Genomic DNA, 14333 nt, shown 5'->3' on the forward strand with positions numbered 1-14333 from the left:
TTCACTTTACATCTCTAGAACCGACCGATTTTAGCCAGTTGAGGAGGGCACTTTCAGCCTCATCATGAGAAAACTCTTGAGCGATCTCTAGCACCTTTTCTGAAACTTGCTTGCGATAATCCGTCGGCCATGCGACAAGCTTTCTCAAAACCTCCACCAACTCCTCAACGGTTTCAAAACCTGTACCGTAGTCAAGTTTGTCCAAAACTTGGTTGTGACCAAAGTCAACCTTAGAAAGAATGGGAATCAAGCCGACCCCCAAGCTTTCGACCATGGCATTGGCATACATCTCACTAATAGAGCAAGAGAGGTAAGCTGTAAAACTATGGCGGGGGATAAGGGCTGTATCCACAAAACCTTTCAAGATCACATTGTCAGGGATCTGATGAGTTTTCCTAAACTTTTCAACTTCATTCGCCATCCCTCCGTAGATGTGCAACTCTAACTCCGGTACCTGACGAAAAGCCTCAATAGCCATATCAACCCGCTTAATTCTGTTAAAGTGGCTTGAAAGGAATACCTTATTAGAGGATAATCCCATTGGAGGATGAGAAGCAACTGCTACACCTACCGGATGGATAAATGTGGCATCATACCCCTCTTCTACCAGTCTCTGATTGAGATAAGGACTAGCCGTCAATAGCTTGTTCGGAAGAACGGTTTGATAGTTTGTGTTGTGTTCTAGTCCATGATAATGATTATAGTGTAAGACATCTCGGAAAATCATCCCTCTCTCCTCAGCGTAAGCTATCAGATCAGGAAAGTGAGATTGCAACTGATCTTTGATGATAACATCCTTCTCGGCCCCATGCTCATCCAGATAACGTATCACCAAGTCCTCTTCTGTGAACTCCTCTTCATCCAAATAATAGGAGACCACTGGATACTCCTTTGAACCTTGATAGTAGCCAGAGATCGCGATAGAACCATCTCGATTATAATACTCAAAGGATTCCTCGTCATTTCCATACGCAGTATAGTACGGACCTTGAGAACAAAAGGTTGTCGAAACAATTTCTAAGTTGGCGTTGCGATGCAAGATACCAACTACAAAACCATCTAGATTGGTATCAACGTCAATGAATCCATTCGCTACCTTGTAGATTCTGTATTGTGGGCCTTCTTTTAATAGCTGGGCACCTACTTCCAATGTTTTCTCAAAGGCTTCAAGTGTATAAGTAAAGGTAGTAGTATCCATATCTGAATAGGTACCTGGAAGGTTAATAACATCCTCTGGTTCAAAGCCCATGACACGTAAACGTTGGTAGTCATGCTCTAATACAAAAGGGGTGGTTATTAAAAATTTATTGGCGATTCCATGCTTCCTCAATACTGCATGTCGGTAGGTTTGGGTAGATTCGTAACCGAATATTTTAGGTGACATGAATCGCCTAAGGGTATAGACTGTCATAGCTTCACCGTCTTTCTATTTTTCATTTACTGTAGAAAAAGCGAACAAGTTTCCACCTCTATTAACAGAAGGCAGTCCTGTTCGCTTAGATACTCATGTCTGGATCACTTAGTCTAATACTAATCTGGTAGCGAGGTCGTCATTTCGGCTGGTTTAATAGTCATCGCTACTGCGGTTGTTGCTTCTGCCTCATAGGCTTGACGACGGTATTTGTAGGTGATAATCATCTCATCTCCTTCTTCCACAGCACCTTGTTCGGCCCCTTCCACTCCGACAAAAGTATAACCAACTGTTTTGTTACCTATATAATATGTGTACTCAACAACAGTACTGTAAGCAAACTCTGAACCAACAGGAATTATATCAAGACTCTTTATTGAAAGATATGTTGGGTTCAAATTTCGTTTATAATGGTTTTCCACATAAGTATAGACCGATTGATAATCTGAAGAGGTTAAAGCAGCGCCAGAAAAAGTCTTAGTTTCCGTTACAGTTACATAGCCATTGGCATCCGGAGTAACGAGCTTACCATTATAGTCAATCATTTCTAAAACAGGAATACGTAACAAAGCGATCTCTGCATTTTTCGCAGTTTTATCATCAGTGGTATCGTAAGTCAGACCAGTTGGGACTCTTTTAGTCGTCTCTGATACCACCTCTCCTGCTGCATTGCGTACTATTGTGGTGACCTTATTAGCTACGATACCATTATCCACAATTGTAGAACCGGAAACAATCTCTTCCCCCGTATCCGCATCAATATAACGGGTCTTAACGGTACCAGTTACTGGTGTAGAGATAGTTTCAGTCGTGTTTGGAGCAACTTTATAAATATATGTGACTGTTGTAGTACCTTTTTTAACAAGACCTTTCTCTACATCGCCATCTTTGACTTGAACAAGCTCGTAGACTTTGCCGTTGGAAGTAATGGAAGTTGGTTTCTGAGTGGTCGCATCATAACTCAGACCTGAAGCAACTGTGTCTTCTGTAACGCTAGCCACTCCATCTGTGGTGGTTGTGGTGGTCGTAGTCGTTGAAACAACACCATCTGTAACCAAGTCGACTGCACCTTGAATTTCATTACCTTCTGTATCTACATAATGAACAGTGACACTACCTGTGGCAGTTGAAGTTTGTACATCAGTTGTTACTTGTGGGACATGACGATAGATATAGGTAATGGTTGTAGTACCTTTTTTAACAAGACCTTTCTCTACATCGCCATCTTTGACTTGAACAAGCTCGTAGACTTTGCCGTTGGAAGTAATGGAAGTTGGTTTCTGAGTGGTCGCATCATAACTCAGACCTGAAGCAACTGTGTCTTCTGTAACGCTAGCCACTCCATCTGTGGTGGTTGTGGTGGTCGTAGTCGTTGAAACAACACCATCTGTAACCAAGTCGACTGCACCTTGAATTTCATTACCTTCTGTATCTACATAATGAACAGTGACACTACCTGTGGCAGTTGAAGTTTGTACATCAGTTGTTACTTGTGGGACATGACGATAGATATACGTGACTGTTGTAGTACCCTCTTTAACGAGACCTTGTTCTACATCGCCGTCTTTGACTTGAACGAATTCATAAACCTTACCTTCAAAAGTAATAGTTGTTGGTTTCTGAGTTGTTGCATCATATTTCAATTCTGAAGCAACTGTTTCTTCTGTAGAGCTTGATACTCCATCTACAGTCGTTGTCGTTGTCCTAGTCGTTGAAACCTTACCCTCCACTACTAGGTTGTACAGGTCTTTGATTTCCTTACCTTCGGTATCAACATATTTAACATTGACATTACCTGTTTTAGTTGTTTCTGTGACAGATTCTGTAATTTGTGGTACATGACGGTAAATATACGTGACTGTTGTAGTACCCTCTTTAACGAGATCTTTTTCTACATCGCCGTCTTTGACTTGAACGAATTCATAAACCTTACCTTCAAAAGTAATAGTTGTTGGTTTCTGTGTTGTTGCATCATAGGTCAATCCTGAAGCAACTGTTTCTTCTGTAGAGCTTGATACTCCATCTACAGTCGTTGTCGTTGTCTTAGTCGTTGAAACCAAACCATCCACTACTAGGTTGTACGGGACTTTGATTTCCTTACCTTCGGTATCAACATATTTAACATCGACATTACCTGTCGTAGGTGTTTCTGTGACAGATTCTGTAATTTGTGGTACATGGCGGTAGATATACGTGACTGTTGTAGTACCCTCTTTAACGAGACCTTGTTCTACATCGCCGTCTTTGACTTGAACGAATTCATAAACCTTACCATCAAAAGTAATAGTTGTTGGTTTCTGAGTTGTTGCATCATATTCCAATTTTGATTCAACTGTTTCTTCTGTAGAGCTTGATACTCCATCTACAGTCGTTGTCGTTGTCTTAGTCGTTGAAACCAAACCATTCTCTACTAGTTTGTACAGGGCTTTGATTTCCTTACCTTCGGTATCAACATATTTAACATTGACATTACCTGTTTTATCGGACTCTTTTACTGATTCCTCAGCTATAACTGGTATGTAACCTACATACTTCCAACATTCGCTTTCTTCAGCAGTGTGTTGGAATCTTTCATCCAATTTGATTTCAATTTGTTGAACAATATCTAAAAAGCCAACTGATTCTGCTAAAGCAGCTGAGCTAAACCCAGCCCCCGTAGCAACCAATAAAGCTACAGCAACAGTTTTACCTGTACGTTTATTCCTAAACATCAAGTAACCAGCAAAGGTAGCCAAACCAACACCTACTACAATTAGAGTTGTAGCCTGTTTTACACCAGTATTTGGCAAGACTTTTTGTATTACCTTTTGGATAGGATTAGACGGAGTTAGAGAACTTGGAGTTTTCGGTGTGTCTGAACCTGGATTTCCCGGTGTACCACTACTTGGTGGCACCGGTGTGTCTGAACTTGGAGTTTCTGGTATCTGAATTTCATCAGATGGTATAGCACTACATTTTCCTGTTTTTTCATACACTAAAACAAAATCTGTAATCCATTCCACATTTCCTGTCTCGCTATTGATCCATGACATCGGTACATCAGTAATTTGTCCTGGGATGACATGAGATTCCTGCTCATCTGAAAGTGAATCTAACGCAGCACGTCGGATTGGGGTAGTCTGAAGACCTGTTTTGATTTCCGCTGCTTCAACACTCGGAGTAGTCATAAGTCCCAAAGCACCAGCAAGTGTAATTGTCGAAACCAAACCATAGGCTTTAGTTTTTATCATTCGTTGCCTACCTTCAGCTTCTGCGATTTTAGAAAAAATATATTTCCTATTCATTGTAAATTACCTCGAAAATTTAATTCTAGCAAATTAGAATCACTAACAGCTAAATGAATAACAATCATATCTAAAAAATATTTAAGAATAGATAGCTGTTTTTATATGCTAGCGTAATTCTTCTCATTTGTCAAGATTATTGTCCTATATTATAAAAGAAAATCCATATTTATAATACTCTATCTTCATTCCATTTTTTTGATTATATTAACATATAAATAATTGATTTTATTTACTATTTAGGGTATACTAAAAATAGAGAGGAGGTCTTCCTATGAAAAAAATTATCATTCTGCTATCTACCGTTTTTCTCCTTGTGCTAGGTGTCATCAGCTGGAAACTATTAACCTCTGGTCATGCCAAGTTTGAACTCCAAGATTCAGCTTCAATATATATTATTTATCCTAATCAGATTGAGGCCTATCAACTAGAAGGAAATGACCTCAAGCTCTTGAATCGACAAGAGATGGGAGGCATTGTTTTCCCTCTAGGAAATAGCCACAAGCTCCAAAATCGTTATCTGATGCTATCAAGCAGCGCCCCAAAATCCTACGCAGAAAATGTCACTTCGCTGGATTTTCAAACAGGTATGATTTCCCAGAAAGCCACCAAGTTTCATGATTACATTGCAGGGAGTGACGAGCACCATCTCTATATGGCTGGTAGGCACCTGACTTGGTTTGATACGAGTGGCAAAGAGGCTGGACAGCTTACTCTGCCTGAAGATTTTTCTACCCTGCCTAGCATCATGACCGATTCTGGCGATTTGCTTGTTCTGTACGGTCACAGGTATGTAATTGATAAACCTGAAGAAACCCGTGCTTACTATCTGATTTTTGACAAGAAATCTGAGAAAATTGTAGACGAGATTGAGGTACCACTTAGTCATCAAGTCCACCAAGGCATCCTGAAAAATAGTCTTGTCTATCACCCGATTTTGACCTATTATCATGGTGATGGGCAACAGGAAACCTCTTATGATGTGCAGACCTTCGATCCTAAAACAAAAGAAATCGGAAAAATCCAGCTCTCTCATCCGCATCCCTCTACCATTCACAATCTGGGAGACAAGCATCTCCTATTGATTGAACATGATAGTTATATTAGCAAATATCCTCATTTCACCCTCTATAACTTAGAAACTCAAGAAGAGAGCTACCATGCCTTTCCTAACTTATCTGATAGCGACAGCCCAATCAAACATATTCAACTGTTGGATCAAGAACGATTACTGTTCACAAAGGATAATCAAGTCATCATTTATAATTTCAAACATTCTGAAATTCTCAAGCAGACAAACCTGCCATCTGGAAATGTAGCTGGTGTCTGGCTTACCCCCTAAGAAAAAGGAACTCGCTCGAGTTCCTTTTCACTTCTATTCTTTATCTTGTAAATCAACGCTTGGTACTGTTGTTGCGGCATCGTTAGTCGCTTGGAAATGGTCAACTTTCTCATAGCCAAAAAGATTGGCGTAGATAGAAGTCGGGAACTTCCTGATTTTTTTATTGTAGGCTGTTGCCACCGTATTATAATCCTTGCGGGCCACTAAAATCCGATTTTCTGTGCCTTCAAGCTCGGTAATTAAGTCCGATACCTGCTGGTTGGCTGTGATTTGTGGATAATTTTCCGCCACTACCAAAAGGCGAGAAACTGCTGAATCTAGCTGAGTCTGAGCCTGATTGTACTCTGCTGAACCTTGCTGGCTGGAACCAATCTTGGCACGCGCATCCGCGATAGCTGTAAAAATATCTTTCTCATGCTCCATGGCCCCCTTGACGGCCGATACAACGTTGGGAATCAGATCATAACGTCGCTGGAGCTGGGTCTGGACATTGGCCTGGGCGTTCTCCACTTCGGCGTGGCTGTCCACCAGACCATTGTACTGACCGATTGCTCCTATTCCCAAAAATAGCAAAGCTACTAGGGGGATGAGGAAGGTTAACCATTTTTTATTCATACTATTTCCTTTCTTTTCTTACCAACCAGATGAGGCGCCGCCTCCGCCGCCTCCACCACCGGACCAACCACCTCCGCCGCCAAAGCTAGATGAGGAATGGTCAGAATGATGGTGATGATGGTAATGATAATCGTCGACCCACATCCAAAGTAGGCTACCTGGACCGCCTCCGCGGCCACCACGACTGGACTTATCAATAATAATAAAAATAATAACCAGAACAATAATGAGGAAGAAAAATGAACCGACATCATCGTCACTATAAGTTTCTTGACTTTCTAAGCTAGCCAGCTGCTGGGCTCCCAGGTCTGTCCCGTAAAAGCGGTCGCCGATGGAATTGACAATGTAGGTGACACCAGCATCATAGTCCTCCTGGCGGAAAAACTCCCTGGAGGAATCTAAAATATCTTTGGCCTCTATATCCCTGATGACGGTGGCTGCATTGTCCGAGGTCTCTATCCGAAACTGCCTGTCATCTATGGCAATGACCAGCAAAATCCCGTTATCCGTCCCGGAAAATCCCACCTGCCAGTGACGAAAGAGCTCATTGGAAAAACTTTCTAAGTCATCATTCAGATGGTCCGTCACATAGACCCCCACCTGCAATTTTTGACCGGTTCGCTCCCATTCTTGATTCTTTTGGTCAATACTGGCGATCGTATCAGCTGATAGGTAGCCTTGTTGGTCTACTACCGTCGTATCCAGCGGCCGATCTGGCAACTGGTCCGCTCTAACAATTGGCGGAAATAAGGCCAGCAAAACTAGGAGACTGACCAAGATTCCGCCTAGCCATACCACATACTTTCTCATCTCAACACCTCCTTCGGCACAAAAAGACAAGAAATCATCTATTTTCTATATACAATTATATCATATTGTGCACTGTTGAACAATATTTTTTATGTCCCTCTGCAATCTGGGTAAGACACGTTCCTTGAACCAGGGATGCTTGGCCCTCCAGATATTATTTCTAGGAGAAGGATGGGGCAGAGGAAAATAACTGGGCAAATAATCCTCAAAATGTCGGACCCTTTCGCTCAAGTTCCTCTGGGATTTCCCAAAAATAGCTTCCTGAGCATAGCTCCCAATTAAAAGCGTCAGATCAATATGAGGCAAATGTTGCAAGATGAGCGGATGCCACTTGTCAGCGAAGTCCTTGCGCGGTGGCAAGTCACCTGACTTACCCTTACCAGGATAATAAAAATCCATAGGAAGAATAGCAAACAGACCTGAGTCATAAAAGGTTTCTCGGTCTACCCCCAACCAATTCCGAAGATTATCGCCACTAGCATCATCAAAAAGTCGACCTTTTTCTTGTGTTTTCAAACCCGGCGCCTGCCCGATAATCAGAATGCGAGCAGTCTCAGGCGCCTGAAAGAGCGGTTCAATCCCTTGACGTGTAAAAACTTGATTGGCAGGGTCAGACATAATAGCCCGACGAATGGAGGATAGCTGCATATTGTGTCTCCTAAAAAAGACGGAAATCCCGTCTTTTCATCTCTTATTTAATCAACTCGTAAATGGCCTCGGCGTAAATTGCCGCGGCGCGGTAGAGTTGCTCAACTTCGATAAATTCGTTGGCTTGGTGCATGGTGTTGACATCACCTGGGAACATGGCTCCGTAGGCAACACCACGTTTGAGCAGGCGTCCGAATGTTCCGCCACCGATCACTTGTTCGTGACCTTTCAAGCCTGTGTGTTTTTCGTAAACAGACAAGAGAGTTGCGACCATTGGGTCATCGATTGGGCAATAGTGTGGGGTATGACCATGCGCTGACAGGCTGACAGCTTCTACACCCAGTTGTTCCAAACCAGCCTTGATTGTTTCAGGGTTGGTATTTTTTGGATAACGGAAGTTGAGGGCAATGGTGTTATCAGATGAGGTTTCATCAAACTTAAAGACGCCTGCGTTCATAGAAAGGGGCCCCATCTGCTCGTCATAGATGGCTACACCGAGTTTTTTTGCATCATGGTCTTCTAGAAGGACTTGTCCTGCCAAGTCAAGATAGGCTTTGGCTGCTCCGTCAAAGGCGAATTGACTGAGGAATTTAGCCAAATAGGTTGCTCCGTTGACACCTTCTTCTGGGGTTGAACCGTGGGCTGATTTTCCTATGACGGTGACTTGAACTTGACCGTTTTCAAGGGTTTCCGCGTCAGCTTTTAGGCCATAGGCTGCTGTGAAGTCTGCCAACTTGCTGTCCAGATCTGCTAGGTCGCCAGAGATAATAGCTGTAGCAGATTCAGGCACCATGTTCTCACGCAGGCCGCCTGTGAAGGAATGCAGTTTAGCAGCTCCGCTATTTTCTCCCGCAAAATGCAAATAAGCTGTGATGTTACCCTTTTCGCCGTTGATAATCGGGAACTCGGCATCAGGAGAAAATCCGAAATCTGGCAGAGGGAGACCAACGTTTGCGAAGTAATAATCCATGTCCGCCCAGCCCGACTCTTCGTCGGTACCTACGATGAAGCGGACTTTCTTAGAGATTGGCAAGCCCAATTCTTTGATGATTTTCAAACCGTAGTAGCAAGCCATAGTCGGCCCCTTGTCGTCGGACGAACCGCGCGCAAAGAGCTTCCCATCGATGATTTGTGGCTCGTAGGGGTCTGTATTCCAGCCACTACCAGCAGGAACTACATCCAAATGCCCGAAGATACCAAGCACCTCATCGCCTTCACCGAACTCAAAATGTCCAGCATAATTGTCAACATTTTTGGTCGGATAGCCGTCACGCTCAGCAATTTCTAGAAATTTATCCAAGGCACGGACAGGACCCAGTCCGAATGGGTGTTGGGCATCCGCTTGGCTATCGTCGCGCTCCGAATTGATGCGCAAGAGGTCGAATAAATCCGCCATGAATTCATCCTTGCGTTTGTCTACTTCTGCTCTAAAATTGATTGTCATACTGTCTCCTTTGCAATGTAAATGTAAGTCTATTTTATCATAATTTATCATGCAGATATAGAAAAAACTGACCTTTTTCAAGATCAGTTTATTCTTATTCAAATTCCAATTGCGCCTTGTCCGTAAAATAAGACTTGTAGGCTGCGTATGATGCTATAACGGAGGCCAGACTGGTAGCCGACAAGAGCATGAACATGACCATAATCTGGTAACGAATGGCAGCTACAGGGTCAACACCTGCAAAAATCAGACCAGACATCATGCCGGGCAGGCTGACCAGACCGACTGTCTTGGCTGAGTCAATAGTCGGTTGCATTCCCGTCTTGATACTTTCACGCAAAATGTCCTGCGAAGCCAATTTGGCAGACGCGCCCAAACTCAATTTCTCCAAGACCCGCTGGCGATTATCCGTAAAGAGACGGTACATGGCTCGATAGGACAGACCGATGGCCGACATGGCATTGCTAGCTAGCATACCAGAAATAGGAATGACCTGCGAGGGAATGAACTTAATAGCCCCCGACCAAATCAAAATGCTCAAGGTCAATCCAGTAGAAATCAGAAGGGCAAAGAAGGGATGCCAGAAGGACTTGTTGACGACAGGGTTACGCTTATTGGCCTGACGACTAGCATTGTAGAGAATGACTAGGACCATGACCAAGCTCAACCAGCCATTGGACACTTGAAAGACAAACTTCAAGACATAGCCGACCAGAAAGAGTTGGACCACCGTCCGCAAGACAGCCATCACAATGTCTTTGGTAATTCCCAGTTTTTCCTTTTGGCTGATGCTAAGCGCAATCAAGACCAGACCAAAGACCAAGGCCAGAGAAAGATTGCTTACATTTACTTGGTTCATTGGACAATCCTCCCCTTCTCTACCTGGATAATGGTGCTGGCTGCTGCTATTTCCTCCGCATCATGCGTGACTTCGACAATGGTGTGTCCTGCCTTGTGGTAATCGGCAATCAAGTCATGCACCAAGGCTTTGCTTATCGCGTCTAATCCAGCCGTCACTTCGTCCAGTAAGAGCACCTGGGGCTCAAAGAGAAGATTGCGGACCAAGGCCACGCGCTGTTTTTCACCGCCCGACAATTCGGAGATTTTCTTGTCTAAAAATGTCGCTGGCAAATCTACCTTGGCAAGAGCTTGAACCGTGCTTTCTTCATCAACATCCAGCTGACGAATGTCAAAAGGAAAGGCAAGGTTATCCCGCACCGTTTGCCCAAAGAGAACTGGCTGCTGGAAACAATAGGAAACCTCTCTGCGGTAGAGAGGCATATCCATTTGTGCTAAATCCTGAGACTGGTAGAGGACTTGTCCTTGACTAGGAGAAGTCAACCCTGCCAGCAGTTTTAAAATCGAACTCTTACCAGACCCGGACGGACCAACCAAGGTCAGGCGCTGACCAGCATCTATACTGAGCGTCACATCCGCCAAAATGGTCGTGTCTGCATGAACTAAGCCGACGTGATTTAGCTGAAAAATCGGCATTAGCGATCTGCCTCCTCTGCCTCTTCCGCAGCCATTGCAATAGCCTGAGTCTCGTGAATAGTGCCATGCGCATGGTGAGCAGGACCATAGATAGAATAGAGTTTCAAGTCCTCATCGCCAATGTTGATAACATTGTGGTAGGTATCTTTTGGAATGAAAATGGCAAATTCTGGAACTACTTCTGTATCAAGGGTAATGTTGTCCGCATCTGTTCCCATGATAACCCGTCCCTTCCCTTGCTCCACGCGCAAGAATTGATCATTTTCAGCATGCACTTCCGCGCCAATATCCCCACCAACTGGAATCGACATGAGGGTCGCCTGCAAGAGTTCCCCAGTCCAAAGGGCTGTCCGGTAGTTTGTATTTTCCAAGGTTGCGTCTTCAATATTTGTTACAAATGGTGCTTTACCAAAATCTTTCGTTGTCATCTTATATACTCCTCAAATTGTAATCATTCTAAAGTTTATTTAGAATTGTTATAATTATAGAACTTTATCTGCAACTTGTCAAGAAAGAAATTGAAAAAAATTCATAAAAAAATTGACCAGCTTAACTGATCAATCTTTCCTAGTAAAATGAGCAATTTCTTCTTGGCTGATCGCATCTACAAAAGCCACCTGCTCTAGATTGCCAATCAGGTCAAATAGGGACTGACTGTTTGACTGGAGCTCCTCTGCCTCTTTGTCAGAGGCTTTATCTACCTTCAAAAATACTGTCAATTGATAGGGTTCCTTGTCTGATTGGATTTCGATATGGTCATAAGTATAACCTTCAGGATAATCCTGTAAAGCAGCTAACTGACTGACCTTGCTATTGTCACCAACATAGTCTGTTTTGTACTGTTCCAGATTCACCTCTTGGCTTTTTTCTGCCTGACAGGCTGCTAAAAAGACGAGGAACAAACAGGAAACAAGAAATAAATATTTTCGCATGACTTTTCCTCCTGAAGCTTATATACTTTAAATTATAAACCCTTACACAAAGCCTGTCAAGAAAATTGACTTCATGTAATGTATACCAAGAACAGGCTGTATCAAGCTACTCTCTATCACCTTTGTAACGTAAACCCATAGCATTGATAGCGACAATAACCGTTGATAGACTCATGAGCACGGCCGCCAATAAAGGATCCACCATAATACCCATGCTTGGATAAAGGATTCCAGCAGCTAAAGGAATGGCGATGATGTTGTAACCTGCCCCAAACCAGAGATTTTGCCTCATTTTGCTGATGGTTGTCTTGGCAATGCTCAACATATCCAAGACCGCTGATGGATTGGATTGAACCAAGACTACATCTGCAGAGTGGATGGCAACAGAGGTCCCTGCGCCAATGGCAAAGCCTAAATCTGCCGTCGCTAGAGCAGGCGAATCATTGACCCCATCGCCGATGAAAAGAACTGCCCCACGCGCCTGATAGTCCTTGACCAGCTTCGCCTTATCCTCTGGTTTAAGTTCAGCTCGGTAATCTTCTATGCCCAACTGACTGGCCACTTTTTGCGCAGTAGCTGGGTTATCTCCCGTCAACATCACAGGACTAATGCCCTGCGCTTTCAAGCCTTCTACAAAATCTTTAGCATCTTCTTTTATCTGGTCTCCCAAGGCTACAAATCCCAAGACTACACGATCAGCCACCAAAAAACTCAAAGTAAGGCCCAAATCAAGATAAGGTGCAATCACGTCCTGATCCACTGACAAACCTATTTCCTGCAGACCTTTGTAGGACATAATTTCATAAATCCTTCCATCCAAGACGCCTCGAATCCCACTACCAGGGATATTCTCAACTCGTTCTGCTTGATAGAAAAGTGGACCTGCCGCCTCCACAATCGAAAGGGCAATTGGGTGGGTTGAAAGAACTTCTAACGCTGCCATTTTGGCCAGCGTATCTGCTCCCTGAACCAAATCTTGACTGTGGCGAACTTGAAATTTTCCGTCGGTCAAGGTTCCGGTCTTATCCATCAAGGCAAACCGAATCTGGTTAACCTGTTCAAGAGCTGTTCGGTTCTGAACCAAAAGACCATTTTTTGAAGAAATCGTGGTCAATCGCGCCACAACAAGGGGAATGGCTAGACCAAGGGCATGCGGACAGGCAATGACAAAAACAGAAACTGCCATCATCAAGGCAAAGGCAAGATTAGCCGTCATGGTCCAATAAATAAAGGCCAAAATCCCCACAATTAAAGCTGCATAGAAGAGCCAAGAGGCTACGCGGTCAGCCATATTTTCAAGCTTGGATTTCTGGTTTTGCGCTTGACGGACCATTTCGGTCACCTGCGCCAAAAAGCTATCCTTACCAAGACTGGTCACTTCCATTTCAAAGGGCATGTTTTGATTGAGCGAACCACCGAATACCCTATCTCCCGCCTCTTTTTTGACAGCTCGAGATTCCCCAGTAATCATGGATTCATCAATATGAGCAACACTCAAAATCTTACCATCGGCCGGAATTTTTTCATTTTCCTTGACTAAGAGGAAATCCCCAATCTGCAAGTCCTCTACCGCAACATCTGTCCCATCCTTGAGATGGGCTTTTTTCGGAATGAGAGAGGCCAAGTCTTTCAGGGCATCGCCTGCTCCCATAACCGCCTTCATCTCAATGATATGCCCAATCAGCATAATGACAATCAGCGTAGACAACTCAAACCAAAAGTTCATGCTTTCTTGTCCCAATAGCGCTAAAATTGTTGCATAAACGGAGTAAAGATAGGAAACAATAATCCCCATGGAAATCAGGGTCATCATTGCAGGTTTTTTAGCTTGCAACTCCCCCTCTAGCTCCGTTAAAGAAAGGTGTTCCTGAGTAGAAGAAGATAATAGAACCTAATATCAGCTGGACAAGTTCAACACCCGGAAAACGTAAAAGAGTGAAACCTGCAATTGGAGAAATGGCAAGTAGGGGAATCATGACTGCCACTGCGACTTTGAGTTTTGTATTCATATCCCCCATGTGCATCATGTGCCCACCATGCTCCATCATGTCATGGTCATGCCCTTGGTGATGCTGATGAGCATCATGAGTATGATGAGAATGATGACTGACGTCAGAGCCCCCTACATGATGATGGTCGTGATGGACGTGATGGTCAGAATGATGATTGGCGTGAACCCCCTCTTCATGAGGATGCTCCTGCTGATGAGAATGATGGCTGGTCTGACCAACTTCCTCAGAATGCATCATATGTTGGTGTTCCTGCTTATTTTCTTTTGAATGGTTCATAAGATAACTCCTATTTCTGTCTACATTTGTAATCGATTTACAATTATAGTTTACACTTGTAGTCA

11 protein-coding genes and 1 pseudogene are annotated in these 14333 nt (G+C 43.6%); 1 reads left to right on the top strand and 11 read right to left on the bottom strand.

Going from position 1 to position 14333, the window contains the following annotated elements:
* Nucleotide 1: 1 nt before the first annotated feature.
* Both NQZ91_03125 and NQZ91_03130 read right to left on the bottom strand, forming a co-directional pair.
* Nucleotides 2-1384: a glycosyltransferase gene (locus NQZ91_03125; protein UUM58376.1), complete on the bottom strand. Its 1383-nt coding sequence runs from the start codon at nt 1382-1384 to the stop codon at nt 2-4.
* A 146-nt stretch (nt 1385-1530) separates the two neighbouring features.
* Complete coding sequence (locus NQZ91_03130) at nt 1531-4641, bottom strand: LPXTG cell wall anchor domain-containing protein (protein UUM58377.1); 3111 nt, start codon at nt 4639-4641, stop codon at nt 1531-1533.
* A gap of 328 nt (nt 4642-4969) precedes the next feature.
* Here NQZ91_03130 and NQZ91_03135 point away from each other — a divergent pair, with 328 nt between their 5' ends.
* The gene (locus NQZ91_03135; protein UUM58378.1) at nt 4970-6037 is read left to right on the top strand and encodes a hypothetical protein; all 1068 of its coding nucleotides are present in this window, start codon (nt 4970-4972) and stop codon (nt 6035-6037) included.
* A gap of 33 nt (nt 6038-6070) precedes the next feature.
* Here NQZ91_03135 and NQZ91_03140 read toward each other — a convergent pair whose 3' ends face one another.
* The 9 genes and pseudogenes from NQZ91_03140 to NQZ91_03180 all read right to left on the bottom strand — a co-directional run bounded on the left by NQZ91_03140 (nt 6071) and on the right by NQZ91_03180 (nt 14268).
* Nucleotides 6071-6652, bottom strand: coding sequence for a LemA family protein (locus NQZ91_03140; protein UUM58379.1), 582 nt, complete (start codon nt 6650-6652; stop codon nt 6071-6073).
* Between the two features lie 18 nt (nt 6653-6670).
* Nucleotides 6671-7462, bottom strand: a complete 792-nt coding sequence (locus tag NQZ91_03145) for a TPM domain-containing protein (protein ID UUM58380.1) — start codon at nt 7460-7462, stop codon at nt 6671-6673.
* Nucleotides 7463-7522: 60 nt separating this feature from the next.
* Nucleotides 7523-8110 (bottom strand): uracil-DNA glycosylase family protein, encoded by a 588-nt coding sequence (locus NQZ91_03150; protein ID UUM58381.1) that lies wholly within the window; start codon nt 8108-8110, stop codon nt 7523-7525.
* A 43-nt stretch (nt 8111-8153) separates the two neighbouring features.
* Nucleotides 8154-9554, bottom strand: coding sequence for a dipeptidase PepV (gene pepV / locus NQZ91_03155; GenBank protein UUM58382.1), 1401 nt, complete (start codon nt 9552-9554; stop codon nt 8154-8156).
* Between the two features lie 94 nt (nt 9555-9648).
* Nucleotides 9649-10413 carry an iron export ABC transporter permease subunit FetB gene (gene fetB / locus NQZ91_03160; GenBank protein UUM58383.1) on the bottom strand — a complete coding sequence of 255 codons (765 nt, stop codon included), beginning with the start codon at nt 10411-10413 and terminating at the stop codon, nt 9649-9651.
* Nucleotides 10410-11048, bottom strand: coding sequence for an ATP-binding cassette domain-containing protein (locus tag NQZ91_03165; GenBank protein ID UUM58384.1), 639 nt, complete (start codon nt 11046-11048; stop codon nt 10410-10412). The genes fetB and NQZ91_03165 overlap by 4 nt, the downstream gene beginning before the upstream one ends.
* Nucleotides 11048-11476 carry a cupin domain-containing protein gene (locus tag NQZ91_03170; protein UUM58385.1) on the bottom strand — a complete coding sequence of 143 codons (429 nt, stop codon included), beginning with the start codon at nt 11474-11476 and terminating at the stop codon, nt 11048-11050. Before NQZ91_03170 ends, NQZ91_03165 begins: the two co-directional genes overlap by 1 nt.
* Before the next feature lie 129 nt (nt 11477-11605).
* Nucleotides 11606-11980 (bottom strand): DUF4825 domain-containing protein, encoded by a 375-nt coding sequence (locus NQZ91_03175; GenBank protein ID UUM58386.1) that lies wholly within the window; start codon nt 11978-11980, stop codon nt 11606-11608.
* A 106-nt stretch (nt 11981-12086) separates the two neighbouring features.
* Nucleotides 12087-14268 (bottom strand): annotated as a pseudogene (locus tag NQZ91_03180) (copper-translocating P-type ATPase).
* Nucleotides 14269-14333: the final 65 nt, after the last annotated feature.

The organism is Streptococcus suis (assembly GCA_024583055.1).
Lineage (GTDB): Bacteria > Bacillota > Bacilli > Lactobacillales > Streptococcaceae > Streptococcus > Streptococcus suis_V.